The organism is Streptomyces sp. NPDC004327 (assembly GCF_042873935.1).
In the GTDB taxonomy this organism is placed as follows: domain Bacteria; phylum Actinomycetota; class Actinomycetes; order Streptomycetales; family Streptomycetaceae; genus Streptomyces.
This window is the reverse complement of the sequence record NZ_JBIAME010000008.1, coordinates 362,593-382,448: the sequence shown is the minus strand read 5'-3', so window position 1 is coordinate 382,448 and position 19,856 is coordinate 362,593. Positions and strand designations below refer to the sequence as shown.

Genomic DNA, 19,856 nt, shown 5'->3' with positions numbered 1-19,856 from the left:
ACTCTCCCTGGAACCACTCGGATTCGGACAGTGATCGTCAACCCCCTTCACTGGACGGTGAATCCTGCGGCCGGAATACACGGGTGTCGTAGCAGAGCGATAGGGTTAACCTGCCCGGGCCGGGTGCCCTCGTACGGGTGGGGAGTGACATGGAACAGATAGCAATGCGCAGCAGGCCGCGTGTGCCTGCCATCACCTGCGGGAGCAGCGCGACGAGTTCGCGCCTCGACCGCCATCTCGCGGTGCTCGGCGGCCCCGCCATACCGCAGCGCGAGGCGGCCGAGGCGACGCTGCTGATGCGGGAGCTGACGTCGCGTCCGCGCGAGGCGGCGGCGCACAGCCACCGCAGCCGCAGCTCGCGGGTCTCGCTCTTCGCCCCGCTGCGCCGACTGCGACGCTCGCTCTTCGGCAGCCACGGCTGACGGGCCGTCCGGGCCGGGCACCCGCGAACCCCGACGCAGCACCGCTCCCGCCCGCACCCGCTCGGCCCGCGGCCCGTTCCTGACCACACGCCGGACGTGTCCCCGCCCGTCCGGCGTCTTCTCCTGCCCGCGGACCCTTTCCCGGCACGGTCTCAGGTGCGGGCGTAGCGCCTGACCGCCGCCGGCGCGCACACCGCGATCAGCGCGAGCGACCAGAGCAGCGCCCCGGCCACCGGATGCGCGACCGGCCAGGCCGCGTCCGCCGGCACCTCCGCGTTCCCGAACAGGTCCCGCACGGCCGTCGTGACCGCCGAGATCGGGTTCCACTCCGCGATCGTGCGCAGCCAGGCGGGCATCCCGGCGGTCGGGATGTACGCGTTGGAGATCAGTGGCAGCATGAAGACGCCGCTGCCCAGCTGGCTGGCCGCCTCCTCGCTGCGCGAGGCGAGCCCGAACAGGATTCCCACCCAGGTCATCGCGCAGCGGAAGAGCAGCAGCAGCCCGAAGGCGCCGAGCGCCTCCAGCGCCGTGCCCTCGATCCGCCAGCCCATCGCGAGCCCGACCAGGACCAGCGGCACCAGGCCGACCGCGCTGGTGACCAGGTCGGCGAGCGACTGCCCGAGCGGCACCGCGGCCCGGCTCACCGGCATCGCGCGCAGCCGGTCCGTGACGCCCCGGTGGGTGTCCTGGGCGGCCTGGAACATGCCGGTCATCATGCCGTTCGCGGCCGTCGCCACCAGCATGCCCGGCACCAGATAGGCCCGGTAGTCGGCGCCCGGCATGGCGAGCGCCGAGCCGAAGACATATCCGAAGAAGAGCAGGAAGACGATCGGCATCGTCTGCGTCATGACCGTCAGGGCCGGGGCGTGCCGGATCCGCTGGAGGTGCCGGCCGAGGATGGCGGTGCCGTCGTGGACGAGGGCGCTCATGCGGCGGCCTCCTTCTGCTTCTCGGGAGCGTCGGCGGGGGTGCGGCCGGTGAGGCGCAGGAACACCTCGTCGAGCGTGGGCGGCCGCAGCGAGGCGTCGATCAGGTGCACCCCGGCCGCGTCGGCCTCCCGGACGATCCGGGGCAGGGTGAGGGTGGTGTCGGTGGTGACCGCGCCGACCGTGCCGGCCTCGGCGTCCAGCGCCGGCGCGGAGCCGGTGAGCCGGTCGAGCACCGCGGCCGCGGCCTTCAGGTGCGACGGGTCGGCGACGATCACCTCGGCGTAGTGGCCGATCAGCGCCTTGAGTTCGGCCGGGGTGCCGCGGTGCGCGGCCCGGCCCTCGTCGATCACGACGATCTCGTCGGCGAGCTGGTCGGCCTCCTCCAGGTACTGCGTGGTGAGCAGCACGGTCGTGCCCTGGGACGCCAACCCCCGTACGGCGTCCCAGATCTCGTTGCGGCTGCGCGGGTCGAGCCCGGTGGTGGGCTCGTCGAGGAAGAGCACGTGCGGCCGGACGATCAGGCTCGCGGCCAGGTCGAGCCGGCGGCGCATGCCGCCCGAGTAGGTGCGGGCCGGGCGGTCGGCGGCCCCGGCGAGCCCGAAGCGCTCCAGGAGCTCGTCGGCGCGCGAGCGCGGGGCGCGCAGCAGCCGCGCGAAGAGCCGCAGGTTCTCGGCGCCGGTCAGGTCGCCGTCGACGGAGGCGTACTGCCCGGTGACCGCGATCCGCCCGCGCACCCCGGCCGGGTCGCGCACCACGTCGCACCCGGCGACCCGGGCGCTGCCGGAGTCGGGTGACACGAGCGTGGTGAGCACCCGCACGGCGGTGGTCTTGCCGGCCCCGTTGGGTCCGAGCACACCGCAGACCGTGCCCTCGGGCACGGCGAGGTCGAGCCCGCGCAGGGCGTGGACGTCTCCGTACCGCTTCTGCAGACCCTCACTAAGTACAGCGTACGTAGTAGTCATGGCGCGACCATAGCGCATTACGTACGGTGTACGTAACCAAGGGCGGCGAGGGGCGTCATTACGATGGGACGACGCAGGGGCGACGAGGTGATGAGTGATGGCGGGCCGACCGGCCGAACCCGAAGTGATCTGGGCGCGCCCCGAGCGCACCGGCCGCGGCCCCAGACCGGCCTACAGCCGGGCCGACATCGTCGCCGCGGCCGTGCGCATCGCCGACACCGAGGGCATCGACGCCGTCTCCATGCGCCGCATCGCCGCCGACCTCGGCTGCGGCACCATGTCGCTGTACAACTACGTGCCGCGCAAGGAGGACCTGTACGAGCTGATGGTCGACGCCGTCAGCGGCGAGTACGAGCTCGGCGACCCCAGCGGCGACTGGCGCGCCGACATGACCGGACTCGCCCGGCAGACCCGCGCCATCATGTACCGGCACCCCTGGCTCACCCGGATCATGACCACCGCCTACGGCTTCAGCCCGAACGCCCTGCGCTATCTGGAGTGGTGCCTGGGCGCGCTGGCGCCGCTCGCCATCGAGCCCGGCCTGAAGATGCAGCTCGTCGCCCTGATCAACGGCACCGTCATGGCCACCGTCCGCAACGAGCAGGCCATGGCGGAGCGCGCCCGCGGCCTGCCCTGGAGCGAGGAGGAGGAGCAGGCGGTGCGCGGCGCGTATCTCATGCAGCAGGTGATGACCGGCCGGTACCCGCACCTCGCCGGACTGCTCGCCGCGTCGCCGGGACACGTCGACCCCGAGGAGATCTTCGAGCAGACCCTCGCCCGGCTCCTCGACTCCTTCGAACCACGGCCCTGACGCGGGCGCTCAGAGCAGCTTGAACTGCCCCCGGGCGCTCAGAGCAGCATGAACTGCCCCTCCGGGCCCTCCTCCTGATGGTCCAGCACGGACGCGGGCCGGCGCGCCCCGTCCGGTACGGGCAGCACCCCGGCCGCCCGCAGCGCGCCCCGGCCCAGCCCGGACGCCACGGCGTGCGCCGTGAGCGCCCTGCGCTCCGGCTCGCGCTCCGCGAGCAGGGCGAGCACCGTGATCAGTTCGAGCAGCTCCGAGGTCCACTCCTGCGGCCAGGCCGACGGGCCGATCGCCTCCAGGCTCCCCGGCTCGGCCGGCGCGGTCCGGTGCGCGAACCACTGCTCGACCATCCGCGCCCCGCCGACCTCGAACTCCCACGCCCCGGCCGGCACCGGCGAGATCCGGCCCTCGTCCAGGCTCAGCGCCTCCTCGCCCGGGTCGTACGCGAGCACCCGCGGCCGGGCGGGGACCGCGGCCCGCACATACGGCCGGCGGCCGCCCGGCAGCCGCGGCCGCTCCCCGCCCCGGGCCCCGCGCAGCTGCACCTCGACGAGCGCGTGGCCGAGTGCCAGGCCCGCCGCCCACACCTCCCGGTCCGCCGGCAGCGGCACCCGGCACCCGGCGGGCGACGGCACGCCCGCCGCGACCGCCCAGGCCACGAGGTCCGCGGGCCCGACCCCGTACCCGTACCGCGTCGCGAGCAGCGGCAGCAGCCCGGGCGCCAGATTCGGCTCCAGGCCGCCGGGACGGCGGAACAGCGGGCGGATCCGGCCCGGGCGGCCCGCGGGGGAGCGGCCGTCCGGCAGCGCCGCCGTCACCAGGAGCGCGGGCCCGGCCGCGCCCGGCACGTACCCCTGCTCCACGGCGAAGAGCTGGTGCTCGTCGGCGACCCGCCACAACTCGGGCCGGGCGGCGTCGATCAGCCGGTGGTCGGGCAGCAGCCACTGCTCGTCGAAGGGCCCGTGCGCGAGCCGTACGGGCTCCGGACAGGGGCCCGGCTCCCGGGCCAGGCGCACGGTGCCGGTGCGCTGTCCGGGCAGCGCCGCCACCGAACTCGCCGGCGTCCGCGCCCGGCTGGACCGGAACAGCGCCTCCCGCTCCGCGCCCCGCGCCGCGGCGAGCCGGTCCCAGCGGGCCCTGAGCGTGCGCCGGTCCGGGGCGACGATCCAGGAGCGGCCGAGCCGCAGCGGGGCCACGGACCACGGCATGAGGTCGTCGAGCAGGGGCAGTTCGTCCACGGGCACCGGCTGCTGCGTCACGCCCCGCATGCTAACGACGCCCCTCCGTGCGCCTCCAGCCCGTCAGCGGATCCCGGTCCTGTCGGTGGCCCTCCGCCGTCGCGGCGTCAGTCGGCCTCCACCGTCACGGTGAAGGAGAAGCGGTCGCCGCGGTAGCGGATCCGGGCCACGTCGACGACCCGGCCCTCCTCGTCGTACGTCACGCCCGTGTAGTGCAGGATCGGCGACAGCAGCGGCACCTGGAGCAGCTGGGCGGTCTCCGGGTCGGCGAGCCGGGCCTCGACGGTGTCGGTGATCCGGCTGATCCGCACCCCGACGACGTCCCGCAGCACCTTCGTCATCGGCCAGCGCTCCAGATCGGCCGGGTCGATGCCGGCGGCGATCTCCGGGAGCACCGCGTTCTCCGCCCAGTTGGTGGGCTCGCCGCTCTCCCCGTCGGCGCGCAGCCGCCGGAACACGGCGACCTCGTCGGCCTTCGGGAAGTACTCGGCGAGCTCACCGGGGACCGGCTCGGTGCCGTGCCCGAGAACGGTCGTCCGCTCGCCGGACTGCTGGGCCACGATCGCGTCGATCGAACCCAGCAGCCGGCGCGGGGTGGAGCGCCGGGCGCCCGGCTCGATGAAGGTGCCGCGCCGCCGGTGCCTGCTGATCAGGCCCTCCTCCTCCAGCTCCTTGAGGGCCTGGCGCATGGTCAGCACGCTCACGCCGTAGTGCGCGGCGAGCTGCTCCTCGGTGGGCAGCCGCAGCGAGGCGTCGGGGGTGCGGCCCAGTATCGAGGCGCGCAGCGACTGCGAGACCTGGTACCAGAGCGGCAGCTTCCGGTTCAGGACCAGCGAGTCGGGGGCGAAGGCGGTCACGGCGATCTCCGTACTCCGTACGACGACGATGGGGCCTCACGGCCGGAAGTGGCGCTCCAGACCCTGCCATACGTCGTCGTAACCCTGCTGCAGGTGGTCGGCCCCGGCCGCCTGGGCGGTGGCGGTGACCGGCCAGCGGGTCTCGAACATGAAGGCCAGGCCGTCGTCGATCTTGTGCGGCTTCAGCTCGGCGGCGCTGGCCCTGTCGAAGGTCTCCCGGTCCGGGCCGTGCGCGGACATCATGTTGTGCAGCGAGCCGCCGCCCGGCACGAAGCCCCCTTCACCGGCGGTCTTGGCGTCGTAGGCGCCCTCGATCAGGCCCATGTACTCGCTCATCACGTTGCGGTGGAAGTACGGTGGCCGGAAGGTGTCCTCGCCGACCAGCCAGCGCGGGGCGAAGACCACGAAGTCGACGCCCGCGAGGCCGGGCGTGTCGGACGGCGAGGTCAGCACCGTGAAGATCGACGGGTCCGGGTGGTCGTAGGAGATCGTCCCGATGACGTTGAAACGGTGCAGGTCGTAGACGTACGGGGTGTGGTTGCCGTGCCAGGCGACGACGTCCAGCGGCGAGTGGCCGTAGGTCGCCGACCAGAGGTTGCCGCAGTACTTGTTGACGACCTCGACGGGGCCCTCGACGTCCTCGTACGCGGCGACCGGCGCACGGAAGTCACGGGCGTTGGCCAGGCCGTTGGCGCCGATCGGGCCGAGGTCGGGCAGCTGGAACGGGGCGCCGTAGTTCTCGCAGACGTAACCGCGGGCCGTGTCGTCCAGCAGCTCGACGCGGAAGCGGACCCCGCGCGGGACCAGCGCCACCTCGCCCGGGCGGACCGCGAGCAGGCCCAGCTCGGTGCGGAGCAGCAGCCCGCCGCGCTCGGGGACGATCAGCAGCTCGCCGTCGGCGTCGCTGAAGACCCGCTCCATCGGCGCGTTCGCGTGGTAGAGGTGCACGGCCATGCCGGCCCGCTGGGCCGCGTCGCCGTTGCCGCCGAGCGTCCACAGGCCCGCCAGCCAGTCCGTACCGGGAGCCGGCTCCGGCAGCGGGTTCCAGCGCAGCCGGTTGGGGTCGGCCACGGTCTCGGTGAAGGGCGCGCTGCGCACGGCGCCGTTGTCGATCCGGACGAACGGGGGGTGGGCGGCCGAGGGGCGGATCCGGTAGAGCCACGAGCGCCGGTTGTGCGCCCGGGGCTCGGTGAAGGCACTGCCGCTCAGCTGTTCCGCGTACAGGCCGAGCGGCGCCCGCTGCGGCGAGTTACGCCCGTCGGGGAGGGCGCCCGGGACGGCCTCGGTGCTGTGCTCGTTGCCGAATCCCGTGCTGTAGGTCAGTGCGTCGGCCGTCTTGGTGGCCTGTTCCGCGTTCAGCGCGTGCATCGTGTGCTCCTGTCCTGACGCTCACAACAATCCTATGCATGACCGTAGGATTCCGCTCCCGCTCGCGTCAACGGTGCTCCGGCACCGGTTCGGCGGGGCTGCTTTGACGTGGTCGGTGCACGAGGGGTTCCAAAAGATGAACAATCCTCTACTCTCCACGCCATGTCATGGACCCGACGGTTCGTTCTCGCGCTCTCGGTCGTGCTCGCGGCACTCGCCGCCGCCCTCTTCGCCGCCCCCGCCGCCCAAGCCCACGAGGAGCGGCCCGTCACCCTCCCCGACGGCTCCGGCAGCGTGCCCGTCCGGCGCACCGGAGAACCCGACCTCCTCGTCTGCAAGACCGACCGGGCCGACTTCGCCCGCCGCGTCGCCGGCTTCCCCGCCGCCCTGAAGACCCGCAACCTCGCGCTCTTCGAACGCTGCGCCCGCCAGGGCTACCGCCACCTCCAGCAGGCCGTCGACGCCGTCGACCGCCCCGGCATGACCATCGCGATCCTCCCCGGCCTCTACGAGGAGGAGCCCTCCCTGCCCGCGCCCACCGGCGCCTGCGCCGCCCTCAAGGCACCCAGGTCCGCCCTCGGCTACCAGATCCTCAGCTACGCACAGCAGAAGCAGTGCCCGCACAACCAGAACCTGGTCGCCATCCTCGGCAAGAAGAACCTCCAGATCGAGGGCACCGGCGCCTCCCGCCTCGACGTCGTCATCGACGCCAAGTACGCCAAACTCAACGCCCTGCGCGCCGACACCTCCGACGGCATCTACTTCCGCAACTTCACCGCCCAGCGCACGACCTTCAACTCGCTCTACGTCCTCGCCGGCGACGGCTTCGTCATCGACGACGTCCTCACCCGCTGGAACGACGAGTACGGCTTCCTCACCTTCGCCTCCGACCACGGCCTCTACAAGAACTGCGAGTCCTACGGCAACGGCGACTCCGGCATCTACCCCGGCTCGGCCTCGAACATCAACGACGGCCGCGGCTACGACGTCCCCCGCCACTCCATCGAGATCACCGGCTGCCGCAGCCACCACAACATGGTCGGCTACAGCGGCACCGCCGGAGACTCCGTCTACGTCCACGACAACGAGTTCGACCACAACATGGGCGGCGCCTCCATGGACTCCGCCTTCCCCGGCCACCCCGGACTCCCGCAGAACCACGCCCGCTTCGAACGCAACCTGATCCACGACAACAACCAGAACTACTACCGCCACGTCGCCGACGGCACCTGCGCCAAGCCGCCCGTCGAGCGCGGCTACGAAGAGGGCGTCGTCTGCCCCCAGATCTCCATGCCGCCCGGCACCGGCATCATCACCGCCGGCGGCAACTGGAACCTCTACGAGAACAACTGGATCTACGGCCAGCAGCGCGCCGCCTTCTTCCTCAGCGCCGTCCCCGCCTTCATCCGCGGCGAATCGGCCTGGGGCAAGCAGACCGACACCTCCCACCACAACCGCTACGCCGGCAACCACCTCGGCACCGACCGCGCCGGCAACCCCCGCCCCAACCGCACCGACGTCTGGTGGGACGGCCAGGGCGGCGGCAACTGCTGGCAGTCCGACGCCGGCGCCGGCACCCCCTACGCCCGCCCCGCCTGCGGCCCCCGCTGGGGCGAGGTCTCCGGCGGCACCCGCCGCCTCGCCGGCGAACCCGTCAAGCTCGCCCAACTCCTCGTCTGCGCCGACTACAACGTCCAGGCCCGCCGGCTGCCCGCGGGCTGCGACTGGTACGGCGCGCGCGGCATCCACCGCGTCGAGACCCAGCTCGCCCTCGGCGCCGCCGCCGTCCTCGCCCTCGTCGGCACCACCCTCTGGCGCCGCCGGCTCCGCGGCAGCCGCCTCGCGGCCACGGCCACCGTCCTCGGCCTGCTCGGCCTCGCCCTCGACGTCACCGCCTCCACCCTCTCCCTGACGCCCACCCCGCTCCCCGGGCTCGCCCTCCTCCTCACCGGCCTGTGGTGGACCCTCCTGGGCGTCGCCCTGCGCCCGCACCGCCGCGTCTTCGCCGGGACCACCATCGCCCTCGGCGTCCTCACCCTCCTCGACGCCTTCGACAAGACGGTCCTGATGATCCCCTGGATCCCGCTCAGCCCGGCCTGGGTGCGCGGGCTCGTGGGGGTGGTGTGGGTGCTGTGGGCGGTGATCGTGGCGGGCGCCCGCCGCACCCCGGGCCCCTCCGGACCCCTCACCCCCGCGCCCACCCCCACCCCCTCCGCCCCCGTCGGCGGTGCCGCGTGACCGCCCGCCGCCGCGCGGCGCGCGCCGCGCTCGTCCTCGCCCTCGGCGCGGCCCTGGCCGCGGGCTGCGGCGGGCGCCCCACGACCCACCACAAGCCCGGCACCAGCCACCAGGAGGCGACCGGCGGCAACGGCACCCTCCTCGCCGCCGAGGACAGCACCGGCCACCGGCTCCGCGAGGTGCCCGCCGACGGCGCGCCCGCGGTGCGGATCGAGACGCGCCCCGACAGCGAGGGCGGCTGGAACGTCCACCTCCTCGTGGAGAGGTTCCGCTTCACCCCCGAGAGCGTCGGCGGTGCCGCCCTGCCCGGCCGGGGCCACGTCCGCCTCCTCCTCGACGGCCGCGAGACCGCCCGCGCCTACGGCCCCTGGGCCCATGTCCCGGCCGGCGCCTGCACCCTCACCGCCCGGCTCTACGCCGACGACCACACCGCCTGGGCCGTCGCCGGCCGCCCTGTCGAGACCACCGTCCGCCTCGGCGCCCCCGACCCGTCCGCCCCGGCCGACCCGACCACGGCGCCCTCCCCGGTGGTCGGCCGCACCGTCACGATCACCGTCACCGGCGACTCCGTACAACCACCTCCTTCCCGCGTCGAACTGACGAAGGGCGAACGCCTCACCCTCACGGTCACCAGCGACCGCGCCGACACCCTCCACGTCCACGGCTACGACCGCGAACTGCCCCTCCCGGCGGGCCGGGCCGCCACCCTCACCCTGACCCTCGACCGCACCGGCCTCTTCGAGGTCGAGACCCACGAGTCCGGACTCGTGCTGACCCAACTGGTCGTCCGATGACGGCACTCACCGCACTCGGACCGGCGCCGGCGCCGTCGCCGATGTCGATGTCGGTGTCGATGCCGGCGCCCCCGTTCCTGCCGCTCCCGACGTCACCGCCGCTCCCGATGTCACCGTCGGTGCCGATGCCGCTCGCCCATGGCGTGGGCGCCCAGCACGACCTGCCCCTCTCACCCTTCTATGCCTACGCCGGCGCCTTCGCCGCGCTGTTCGTCTCCTTCCTCTCGCTCGGCCTGCTCTGGTCCGCCTCCCGGTTCCGCGGCGACCGGGCGGGCCGCCCGCTCCCCGCCGCCGTCCAGCGCCTCGCCGACGCCCCCGCCACCCGCACCGCCCTCCGCCTGCTCGGCGCGGCCGCCGGCCTCGCGCTCGTCCTCCACCTCCTCCTCGGCCCCGACGACCCGGACCGCAACCCCGCGCCCGGCGCCGTCTACGTACTCCTCTGGGTCGGACTCGTCCCCGCCTCCCTTCTCCTCGGCCCCGTCTGGCGCCTCCTCAACCCGCTGCGCACCCTGCTCGCACTGCTCCCCGCCCGGCGGCGCCCGCCGCGCCCGCTGCCGCCCCGGCTCGGCATCCGGCCCGCGGCCGCCGGACTGCTCCTCTTCACCTGGCTCGAACTCGTCTCCCCCGACAACACCGCGGCCCCCGTCCTCCTGACCGCCCTCGCCGTCCATACGGCCGTCCAGCTGCTCGGCGCCGCCCGCCACGGCCCCGACTGGTTCGCCCGCGCCGACCCCTTCGAGGTCTACTCCTCCCTTCTCGCCCGGCTCTCCCCGCTCGGCCGCCGCGCCGACGGCAGGCTCGTCCTGCGCTCCCCCTTCAACGGCCTCGACGCCACCCCGCCCGCGCCCGGCCTCGTCGCCACCGTCTGCGTCCTCCTCGGCTCCACCGCCTACGACGGCTTCTCCGACAACCCCCGCTGGATCACCACCCTCCAGACCTCATCCCTCGGCCGCACCCCGACCGCCACCCTCGGACTGCTCGCCGCCGTCGCCCTCGTCGCCGCGCTCTACGGCCTGTGCGCCGGCGCTCTGCGCCTGCTGAACCGCGAACTCACCACACCCCTCACCTCCTTCGCCCACTCGCTCGTGCCCATCGCCCTCGGCTACCTCGTCGCCCACTACTTCTCGCTCTTCGTCACCGAAGGGCCACGTACCGTCATCATGGCAGTGGGCACTGACAACGCCCCCTCGCCCGCCCCGCCGCTGGGCCCCGGCGGCCTCGCCACCCTCCAGGTCGCCGCGATCGTCACCGGTCACGTCCTCGGCGTCGTCGCCGCGCACGACCGCTCCGCGCGCCTCTTCCCGCCCGCCCGGGCCGTCGCCGGCCAACTCCCGCTGTTCGCGCTGATGATCGCGTACACGCTCGGCGGCATCGGACTGCTCATCGCCTGACGCCGGCCGGTGCCCCACCAGTCCTCCCTCGCCCTCTGTCCCCGCCGCCCTCGCCCCGTGCCCCCGGCACCCCCGTCCCCTGCCCCCGTCACCCTCGCCCCTGCCCCCCGGCACCCCTGCCCCCGTCGCCCTCGCCCCTGCCCCCGCCTCCCGTCGCCCACCTCCCGAGAACCCGTCGCCCTCCCGCCGCTCATCTCCCGGCCACCCGTCGCCCCTCCGTCCGCCCGCCTCTCGCCCGCCCGTCGCCCCGCCCCGACCGGAACGGCATGATGTCCCCGTGCCCCAGCCCACGCCGCACTCGCCCACGCCGCACTCGCTCACCCCGCAGTCGTCGTCCCCGCACTCGCCCCTCCGCGGGCGGGCCGCAGCCGGACCCGCCCTCCGCCGTGCGCCCGTGCAGCAGCGCAGCGCCGAACGCCTGGCCCGGATCCTCGACGCCTGCGCCGCGCTCCTCGACGAGACCGGCTACGAGCAGCTGAGCACCCGCGCCGTCGCCGCCCGCGCGGGCGTGCCCATCGGTTCCGTCTACCGCTTCTTCGGCAACAAGCGGGCCATGGCCGCCGCCCTGGCCCACCGCAACCTCGACAGTTACGCGACCCGCATCACCGCCGGCCTCGCCGCGCTGCCGGCCGTCGACGCGGCAGGGGCCATCGACACCGTCCTCGACGCGTACATCGGGATGAAGCGGACCGTGCCCGGCTTCGCCCTCGTCGACTTCGGCGTCCCCGCCCCCGGCGAGGCCGGCGACGAGGACCCCAACCTCCTCGTCGCCGACCGCATCTGCGCACTCCTCGCCGCCCCGCTCGGCCATCCGGCCGACGACGTCCTGCGCCGCAAGGTCCTCGTCGGCGTCGAGGCCACCGACGCCCTGCTCCGGCTCGCCTTCCGCGCCGACCCGGCCGGCGACCCGGCCCTGATCGCCGAGACCCGCGAGCTGCTCCACTCCTATCTCGGCCCCTCGCTGTCGTCGTAGGCCGCGGACACGAGGGCTGTCCCACCTCCCTACCGGTCGGTATGCTCGCGCCAGCCCGCGCGCCCACCGCCGCACGCCGTCGCCGCCCCAGGGAGACCGCCATGTCCACCGCCCTGCGCATCTGCCCCCTGTGTGAAGCGACCTGCGGGCTGACCCTCACGATCGACGGCGGCCGGGTCACGGCCGCCCGCGGCGACCGCGACGACGTCTTCAGCCAGGGCTTCATCTGCCCCAAGGGCGCCGCCTTCCCCGAGGTCGACGCCGACCCCGACCGGCTCACCCGCCCCCTCGTCCGCGAGAACGGCGCCCTGCGCGAGGCGACCTGGGAGGAGGCCTTCGCCCTCGTCGCCGCCCGCATCCGCCCGCTCATCGAGCAACACGGCCCGAACGCCGTCGGCCTCGTCCTCGGCAACCCCAACGTCCACACCGTCGCCGGCGCCCTCTACCCGCCCCTCCTCATCGGCGCCCTGCGCACCCGCAGCCTCTTCACCGCCTCCACGCTCGACCAGATGCCCAAGCACGTCTCCAGCGGACTGCTCTTCGGCGACGCCTTCGCCATCCCCGTGCCCGACCTCGACCGCACCGACCACCTCCTGATGCTCGGCGCCAACCCGCTCGACTCCAACGGCAGCCTGTGCACCGCCCCCGACTTCCCCGGCCGCCTCAAAGCCCTGCGCCGCCGCGGCGGCACCCTCACCGTCGTCGACCCGCGCCGCACCCGCACGGCCCGCCTCGCCGATCGCCACCTCGCGCCGCGCCCCGGCACCGACGCCCTCCTCCTCGCCGCGCTCGTCCACACCCTCTTCGCCGAGGACCTGGTCCGCCTCGGCCCGCTCGCCGACCACGTCGAAGGCGTGGAGGAAGTGCGGCACGCGGTAAGGGACTTCAGCCCCGAGGCCGTCGCCGCCGCCTGCGACCTGACCGCGGACGCCATCCGTACCACCGCCCGCGAACTCGCCGCCGCCGAGGCCGCCGCCGTCTACGGCCGGATGGGCTCCTCCACCGTCGCGTACGGCACCCTCGCCAACTGGCTCGTCGACGTCCTCAACGTCCTCACCGGCAACCTCGACCGGCCCGGCGGCGCCCTCTTCCCGCTCTCCGCCACCGTCCCCGCGCCCCGGCCGGCCGGTCCCGGCAGGGGCTTCGCGCTCGGCCGCTGGACCAGCCGCGTCTCCGGCCACCCCGAGGCCAAGGGCGAACTCCCGCTCGCCGCCCTCGCCGAGGAGATCGACACCCCCGAGCGGGCCCCGGGGGAGGGCAGGATCCGCGCCCTGATCACCGTCGCCGCCAACCCCGTCCTCTCCGCCCCCGACGGGCGGCGCCTCGACGCCGCGCTCGGCTCCCTCGACCTCATGGTCGCCGTCGACCCGTACCTCAACGAGACCACCCGCCACGCCGACGTCGTCCTGCCCCCGCCGCCGCCCTCGCAGAGCGCGCACTTCGACTTCGCCTTCAACCAGTTCGCCGTCCGCAACCAGGTCCGCTACACGCCCGCCGCCGTCCCGCTCGCCGAGGGCCGCATGGACGAGTGCGAGATCCATGCCCGGCTCATCCTCGCCGTCTCCGGCATGCACGGCGCGCCGCCGTCCGCCGTCGACGACCTCGCCATCGACACCACGCTCGCCAAGGCCGTCACCCAGGAGCACTCGCCGGTGTACGGGCAGGACCCGAAGGCCGTCGCCGCCCGCCTCACCGGCGCCACCGGACCCGAACGGCGCCTCGACCTGATGCTGCGCCTCGGCCCGTACGGAGGCTCCCGCGACGCGAGGGACGGGGGCTCCCGTGGCGCGAGGGACGGCGGCTTCCGCGACGCGGCGGACGGAGGCGGCTCCGGCGGCCTCACCCTCGACGTGCTGCGCGCCGCCCCGCACGGCATCGACCTCGGCCCGCTCCGGCCGCGGCTGCCCGGACCGCTCAAGACCCGCAGCGGCCGCGTCGAGCTGCTGCCCGCGCCGATCGCCGCCGACCTGCCCCGGCTGCGCGCGGCCCTGCGCGACGTCCCCGAGCCTGGCACCCTCCGGCTCGTCGGGCGCCGCCATCTGCGGTCCAACAACAGCTGGCTGCACAACATCCCCGCGCTCACCGGCGGTTCCAACCGCTGCACCCTCCAGGTCCACCCCGAGGACGCCGAGCGCCTGGGCCTGACGGCCGGCGCGCCCGCCCGGATCACGGGCGAGGGCGGCGAGCTGACCGCCGAGACCGAGATCACCGACACCGTACGGCCCGGCGTCGTGAGCCTCCCGCACGGCTGGGGCCACGACCGGCCCGGCACCCGGACGACGGTCGCCGCCGCACGCCCGGGCGTCAACGTGAACCAGCTCCTCGACGGCTCCCGGCTCGACCCCCTGTCGGGCACCGCCGTCCTCAACGGCTTCCCCGTGCGCGTATCACCCGTGCTGTGACCTGGGGTTTTGCTCGTATTGCTCACGCGTCAACATCTTGTTAACGCCTTTACGCGGCACCTACCGTCATCCGCACCGCCGCTCTGGCGGCAGTTCAAGGGTGAACGTGACGTGAGGTGTCCTCCATGCTGACCATCCTCGGCTTCGTCATGATCGCGACCTTCCTGGTCCTGATCATGATGAAGAAGATGTCGCCGATCGCGGCGCTCGTGCTCATACCCGCGCTCTTCTGCGTCGCCGTCGGACAAGGCGCCCAGCTGGGCGACTACGTCATCGAGGGCGTCGGCAAGCTGGCGCCCACGGCCGCGATGCTGATGTTCGCGATCGTCTACTTCGGCGTCATGATCGACGTCGGCCTCTTCGACCCGATCGTCCGCGGCATCCTGCGCTTCTGCAAGGCCGACCCGGTGCGGGTCGTGGTCGGTACGGCGGTGCTCGCCGCGATCGTCTCGCTCGACGGCGACGGCTCCACCACCTTCATGATCACGGTCTCGGCGATGTACCCGCTCTACAAGCGGCTGGGCATGAGCCTCGTCGTCATGACGGGCGTCGCCGCCACCGCCAACGGCGTGATGAACACGCTGCCCTGGGGCGGCCCGACGGCCCGCGCCGCCACCGCGCTCAAGCTCGACGCCGCCGACATCTTCGTCCCGATGATCCCGGCGCTCGGCGTCGGCCTGGTCTTCGTCTTCGCCCTCGCCTACGTCCTCGGCCGCCGCGAGCGCAAGCGCATCGGCTACCTGAGCCTGGACGCGGTGCTGACCCCGCAGACCGAGACGGTCCTGGTCAAGGCCGGTGGCGGCGACGGCGGTACCAAGACCGGCGGGATCAAGACCGACGGTGCCAAGAACGGCGGTACCGGGACCTGCGGTACGGGCGCCGGTGGCGACCTGCCCGCAGGGGCCGACGGGGCCGGGACCGACGGGGCCGAGGACGGCTTCCAGGGCCTCGACCCGGAGCGCGCGACGCTGCGCCCCCGGCTGTACTGGTTCAACGCCGGCCTCACCGCCGTGCTGCTCACCGCGATGATCATGGAGCTGCTGCCCATCCCGGTGCTGTTCCTGCTCGGCGCCGCGCTCGCGCTCACCGTCAACTTCCCGAAGATGGCCGAGCAGAAGGCCCGGATCGCCGCCCACGCCGACAACGTCCTCAACGTCTCCGGCATGGTCTTCGCCGCCGCCGTCTTCACCGGTGTGCTCACCGGCACCGGCATGGTCAAGCACATGGCCGACTGGCTCGTCGGCGCCATCCCGGACGGCATGGGCCCGCACATGGCCCTGGTCACCGGCCTCCTCAGCCTCCCGCTGACGTACTTCATGTCCAACGACGGCTTCTACTTCGGCGTCCTGCCGGTGCTCGCCGAGGCCGGCGCGGCGCACGGCGTGTCGCCGCTGGAGATCGCCCGCGCCTCGCTGGTCGGCCAGGCCCTGCACATGTCGAGCCCGCTGGTCCCCGCGGTGTACGTGCTCGTCGGCATGGCGAAGGTCGAGTTCGGCGACCACACCCGGTTCACGGTGAAGTGGGCGGCGCTCACCTCGCTGGTGGTGCTGGCCGCGGGCATCCTCTTCGGGATCATCTAGTCGCTGGTTCGTTCGGGTGGAAGTCGGAGGGTGGCACGGCCCGGTTGCCACCCTCCGCAGTCACGGGATGACCAATAGTCAGATTATCGGCTATATGTCCGAGATCGCTACGAGTGGAGGAATCCCCGCATGACCGTCAAGGCTCTCCGCCCCCTGCTCGCCACCACGGCGAGCGCGCTCGCCATCGGCTCCTTCGCCCTGGCGGGCGCGCCCGTCGCGTTCGCCGCCCCGGTCCCGGGCGACAACGGCGATGTCAAGATCCACAAGGTGGGCACGCCCACCGACGACCCGAGGAACGAGCCCAAGGTCTGCCACTTCTACCTCGCCGCGTTCAACTTCGACACCCTCCAGGAAGTCGACTGGGAGATCGCCCCGCAGCCGCCCAAGGCCGACTCCCCGACCCTCAGCGGTCACATCGTCCTCAACTCGGGCGCGGGCCGCACCCCCCAGAACGAGGACCAGTACCTCGAACTCCCCAACGGCATGTACAAGCTCACCTGGACCTTCGAGGGTGAGCACGGGGCCGGCAAGCACAAGGTCTTCAAGGTCGACTGCCCGAGCGGCGGCCCCGGCGGCGGCAACAACGGCGGCGGCAACAACGGGGGCGGCAACAACGGCGGGAGCACCGGAGGCCACGGCCACCACAAGCCGCCGCACGGCCCGGTCGGCGCCGGCGGCGGTGGCGCGGCCGACACCACCGCCCCCGCCGACGACAGCGCCGCCTTCGGCGTCGGATCGGCCATCGCCGCGGGTCTCGCGGGCACCGCGGGCCTGATCCTCATCCGCCGCTCGCGCCGCCGCAACGATGGCGCCGCGTAGGTCCGTTCCCCCGCGCGGGCCGGCCACCGCCGGCCGGGTCCCGGCCGGCGGGCGCCGCCCCCACCCGCGCGGCCGCGCCGCCCGCCGGCAGCGACGGCTCGTCCGGCTCGCCCGAACCGTCGTCGTGACCATGTCCCTGGTCACCGGCGGAATCTGGTGGGCCCAGGACGACGGATCGCCACCCGGCCCCGCGCTCGCCGCGGGGCCCGCCGTGCGCGGCGCGGCGGCCCCGGCCCACCCGGCCGCGCCCCGCCCCGCGCCCCGGCCGGCGGTCAAACCGCAGCCGCCGCCCGCGCCCCTCGGCCGGTCACGGCCCGTCATGCTGGCCGTCCCCGCGATCACCATCGAGGCCCCCGTCGTCGGCCTCGGCGTCGACGCCTCCGGACGCCTCGGCACGCCGCCCGTCGACAACCCCAGGGTCGTCGGCTGGTACGCGAACGGCGTCAGCCCCGGTGAACGCGGCACCGCCGTCGTCGTCGGCCACCGCGACACCCGCACCGGCCCGGCGATCTTCCTCAACCTCAACTCGCTCAACGCCGGCAACACCATCCGCGTCGCCCGCGCCGACGGCCGCGTCGCCGTCTTCACCGTCGACCGCGTGCGTACGTACGCCAAGTCGTCCTTCCCCGACTCCGAGGTCTACGGCCCCGCCACCCGCCCCGAACTCCGCCTCCTCACCTGCGGCGGCACCTTCGACCGGAAGAAGGGCTACGAGGCGAACATCGTGGTTTTCGCCCATCTGACGGGGGTGGACCGCAAGATGTGAGCGGGGCGAGGGCGAACAGATCAGGGGCCGGACAGATCAGGGGCCGGGCAGGAGCGGCTGGCGAGAACTTGCCAACCGCTTCCGGGCGCCCGGGCCGGGCGCGCAAGATGATCGAGGAGCCGGAAGGAGCCCGCGTCCGCCGCGTGGCGATCGTCCGGCGCCAGCATCACGGGCCGCTCCACCGCCAGTTCGCCGAGCGGCCCCGCCGTCGCCCGGAACAGCCGGTCCCGCCCCTCCTCGGGATCGCGCGCAGCCTCCGGGTGCAGCCGCCCGAGGACGGCAGCAGAGCGGCCGGTCCGGGACACTCGGCTCCCGTGCGGGCCCGCTCCGTGGCCGGCCGGTCCGCCGGCCCGCCGTCCAGGGCCTCGGCGAAGGGGTCATGGGCATGCTGCTCCGCACCCTTGCCGGTGCCCCTGCCTGTGCCTCTGGCCGTGCCCTTGCGGGTGCCCCTGCCTGTGCCTCTGGCCGCACCCCTGCCCGCACCCCTGCCCCTGTCTGTGCCCCTGGCCCTGCCCGTGCCGCCGTCCGCGCGCCTCATCACACCCTCGGGCGCCGGGCGCCGGGCGCCGGGAGCCGGAGCGGGTTCGGGCCGGGCCGTCACCGGGGGAGTGGCCCGTTCCGTCGCCCCCGGCAAGGTGGAATCCCCCAGTTCGCGCCCGGCACGGCTGTCCGGGCGGGCCGTGGACAGGGTGTGGGGGCGGGGGCGAGGATCGGTCGTGTGCGACCGGAAGGGCCTGGCGCTCAAAAACTAACAGCGCTAGTTTGGGCGGGCCGGTGCCCCGCACCGGCACGGACACCGGCGGCACGACGCCGATGCCGCCCGCCCCCGCCCCGGCGGCCCGCGACACCAGAGGAGACACCGCTGATGAAGGCCCACGACGGCATGTACATCGGTGGAGCGTGGCGGCCCGCCGCCTCCGCCGAGACGATCGCCGTGATCGACCCGGCCACCGAGGAGGTCGTCGCGCACGTCCCGGCCGGCAACGCCGAGGACGTCGACGCCGCCGTGCGCGCCGCGCGGACCGCGCTGGCCGGGTGGGCGGCGACGGCCCCGGCCGAGCGGGCCGCGCGCCTCGGCGCGCTGCGGGACGGGCTCGCCGCGCGGGCCGAGGAGATCGCGGCCACCGTCACGACCGAGCTCGGCGCGCCGCCGCAGCTCGCCGCCGCCGTGCACACGGGACTGCCGATCGCCGTCGCCGGCTCGTACGCCGAACTGGCCGCGACGCACCCGTTCGAGGAGAAGGTCGGCAACTCGACGGTCTACTCCGAGCCCGTCGGCGTGGTCGCCGCGATCACGCCGTGGAACTACCCGCTGCACCAGATCGTCGCCAAGGTCGCCCCGGCGCTCGCCGCCGGCTGCACGATCGTGCTCAAGCCCGCCGAGGACACCCCGCTGACCGCCCAGCTGTTCGCGGAGGCGGTGCACGACGCCGGGGTGCCGGCCGGGGTGTTCAACCTGGTCACCGGGGTCGGCGCGGTCGCCGGGCAGGCGCTCGCCGAGCACCCGGACGTCGACCTGGTCTCGTTCACCGGCTCGACCGCCGTCGGCCGGCGGATCGGCGCGCTCGCGGGCGGCGCCGTCAAGCGGGTCGCGCTGGAACTCGGCGGCAAGTCCGCCAACGTCATCCTCCCGAGCGCCGACCTCGGCAAGGCCGTCGCCGTCGGCGTCGCCAACGTCATGTCCAACTCGGGCCAGACGTGCAGCGCCTGGACCCGGATGCTGGTGCACACCGACCAGTACGAGGAGGCGGTCGCGCTCGCCGCGGCCGCCGTCGCCAAGTACGTGCCGGGCGAGCGGGTCGGCCCGCTCGTCAACGCCAGGCAGCGCGACCGGGTCCGCGGCTACATCGAGCAGGGCCTCGCCGAAGGCGCGCGGCTGGTCGCCGGCGGCCCCGAGTCCCCGCGCGAGACCGGCTACTACGTGGCCCCGACCGTCTTCGCCGACGTCACGCCCGGCATGACGATCGCCCAGGAGGAGATCTTCGGCCCGGTCGTCTCGATCATCCGCTACGAGGACGAGGCGGACGCCCTCGCCATCGCCAACGGCACCGTGTACGGGCTCGCCGGCGCCGTCTGGGGCGAGCAGGCGGAGGCCGTCGCCTTCGCGCGCCGCATGGAGACCGGCCAGGTCGACATCAACGGCGGCCGGTTCAACCCGCTGGCCCCCTTCGGCGGCTGGAAGCAGTCCGGCGTCGGCCGCGAGCTCGGCGCGCACGGCCTGGCCGAGTACCTCCAGACCAGGTCCCTGCAGTTCTGACCGGGTTTCGACCGCCCCACAGAGCGCCGCACAGACCGCCGCACCGACCGCCGAA

At 74.2% G+C, this 19,856-nt stretch carries 16 protein-coding genes; 11 read left to right on the top strand and 5 right to left on the bottom strand.

Annotation, left to right across the window (positions count from 1 at the left end; all coding sequences use genetic code 11):
- The first annotated feature begins 149 nt into the window (after nucleotides 1–149).
- On the top strand, nucleotides 150–422 hold the full coding sequence (locus ACFYU9_RS27845; RefSeq protein ID WP_389212514.1) for a hypothetical protein: 273 nt from the start codon (nucleotides 150–152) through the stop codon (nucleotides 420–422).
- Nucleotides 423–574: 152 nt separating this feature from the next.
- On the opposite strand, the gene ACFYU9_RS27840 is transcribed toward ACFYU9_RS27845, so the two are convergent.
- Together ACFYU9_RS27840 and ACFYU9_RS27835 are read right to left on the bottom strand one after the other, a co-directional pair.
- Complete coding sequence (locus ACFYU9_RS27840) at nucleotides 575–1,351, bottom strand: ABC transporter permease (RefSeq protein WP_389212516.1); 777 nt, start codon at nucleotides 1,349–1,351, stop codon at nucleotides 575–577.
- Nucleotides 1,348–2,313 carry an ATP-binding cassette domain-containing protein gene (locus ACFYU9_RS27835; protein WP_389346435.1) on the bottom strand — a complete coding sequence of 322 codons (966 nt, stop codon included), beginning with the start codon at nucleotides 2,311–2,313 and terminating at the stop codon, nucleotides 1,348–1,350. The genes ACFYU9_RS27840 and ACFYU9_RS27835 overlap by 4 nt, the downstream gene beginning before the upstream one ends.
- Nucleotides 2,314–2,410: 97 nt before the next feature.
- On the opposite strand from ACFYU9_RS27835, the gene ACFYU9_RS27830 reads away from it, so the two are divergent.
- Nucleotides 2,411–3,124 (top strand): TetR/AcrR family transcriptional regulator, encoded by a 714-nt coding sequence (locus ACFYU9_RS27830; RefSeq protein WP_389212520.1) that lies wholly within the window; start codon nucleotides 2,411–2,413, stop codon nucleotides 3,122–3,124.
- A 38-nt stretch (nucleotides 3,125–3,162) separates the two neighbouring features.
- Here the strand turns inward: ACFYU9_RS27830 and ACFYU9_RS27825 are convergent, their stop codons facing one another.
- The 3 genes from ACFYU9_RS27825 to hmgA form a co-directional block, all read right to left on the bottom strand.
- The gene (locus ACFYU9_RS27825) at nucleotides 3,163–4,386 is read right to left on the bottom strand and encodes a type ISP restriction/modification enzyme (RefSeq protein WP_389346433.1); all 1,224 of its coding nucleotides are present in this window, start codon (nucleotides 4,384–4,386) and stop codon (nucleotides 3,163–3,165) included.
- A gap of 77 nt (nucleotides 4,387–4,463) precedes the next feature.
- Nucleotides 4,464–5,213: a GntR family transcriptional regulator gene (locus tag ACFYU9_RS27820; protein ID WP_389346431.1), complete on the bottom strand. Its 750-nt coding sequence runs from the start codon at nucleotides 5,211–5,213 to the stop codon at nucleotides 4,464–4,466.
- Nucleotides 5,214–5,249: 36 nt separating this feature from the next.
- Nucleotides 5,250–6,581 carry a homogentisate 1,2-dioxygenase gene (gene hmgA, locus ACFYU9_RS27815; protein ID WP_389212526.1) on the bottom strand — a complete coding sequence of 444 codons (1,332 nt, stop codon included), beginning with the start codon at nucleotides 6,579–6,581 and terminating at the stop codon, nucleotides 5,250–5,252.
- Between the two features lie 162 nt (nucleotides 6,582–6,743).
- Between hmgA and ACFYU9_RS27810 the strand changes: the two genes are divergently transcribed.
- The 9 genes from ACFYU9_RS27810 to ACFYU9_RS27770 all read left to right on the top strand — a co-directional run bounded on the left by ACFYU9_RS27810 (nucleotide 6,744) and on the right by ACFYU9_RS27770 (nucleotide 19,801).
- A complete protein-coding gene (locus tag ACFYU9_RS27810; protein WP_389346429.1) occupies nucleotides 6,744–8,819 on the top strand; it encodes a right-handed parallel beta-helix repeat-containing protein in 2,076 nt (691 codons plus the stop codon).
- Nucleotides 8,816–9,613, top strand: a complete 798-nt coding sequence (locus ACFYU9_RS27805) for a hypothetical protein (RefSeq protein WP_389346427.1) — start codon at nucleotides 8,816–8,818, stop codon at nucleotides 9,611–9,613. Before ACFYU9_RS27810 ends, ACFYU9_RS27805 begins: the two co-directional genes overlap by 4 nt.
- 125 nt (nucleotides 9,614–9,738) lie before the next feature.
- Nucleotides 9,739–11,004, top strand: coding sequence for a hypothetical protein (locus ACFYU9_RS27800; RefSeq protein ID WP_389346425.1), 1,266 nt, complete (start codon nucleotides 9,739–9,741; stop codon nucleotides 11,002–11,004).
- A gap of 394 nt (nucleotides 11,005–11,398) precedes the next feature.
- The gene (locus ACFYU9_RS27795; protein WP_389212534.1) at nucleotides 11,399–11,977 is read left to right on the top strand and encodes a TetR family transcriptional regulator; all 579 of its coding nucleotides are present in this window, start codon (nucleotides 11,399–11,401) and stop codon (nucleotides 11,975–11,977) included.
- Between the two features lie 101 nt (nucleotides 11,978–12,078).
- A complete protein-coding gene (locus tag ACFYU9_RS27790) occupies nucleotides 12,079–14,379 on the top strand; it encodes a molybdopterin oxidoreductase family protein (protein WP_389346423.1) in 2,301 nt (766 codons plus the stop codon).
- A gap of 125 nt (nucleotides 14,380–14,504) precedes the next feature.
- Complete coding sequence (locus ACFYU9_RS27785) at nucleotides 14,505–15,959, top strand: CitMHS family transporter (RefSeq protein WP_389346421.1); 1,455 nt, start codon at nucleotides 14,505–14,507, stop codon at nucleotides 15,957–15,959.
- A 129-nt stretch (nucleotides 15,960–16,088) separates the two neighbouring features.
- Entirely contained in the window at nucleotides 16,089–16,778 is a 690-nt protein-coding gene (locus ACFYU9_RS27780; RefSeq protein WP_389212540.1) for a hypothetical protein, read from the top strand.
- Nucleotides 16,779–16,908: 130 nt separating this feature from the next.
- Complete coding sequence (locus ACFYU9_RS27775; protein WP_389213108.1) at nucleotides 16,909–17,544, top strand: class F sortase; 636 nt, start codon at nucleotides 16,909–16,911, stop codon at nucleotides 17,542–17,544.
- 865 nt (nucleotides 17,545–18,409) lie between these two features.
- Nucleotides 18,410–19,801 carry an aldehyde dehydrogenase family protein gene (locus ACFYU9_RS27770; protein WP_389346419.1) on the top strand — a complete coding sequence of 464 codons (1,392 nt, stop codon included), beginning with the start codon at nucleotides 18,410–18,412 and terminating at the stop codon, nucleotides 19,799–19,801.
- Nucleotides 19,802–19,856 lie beyond the last annotated feature (55 nt).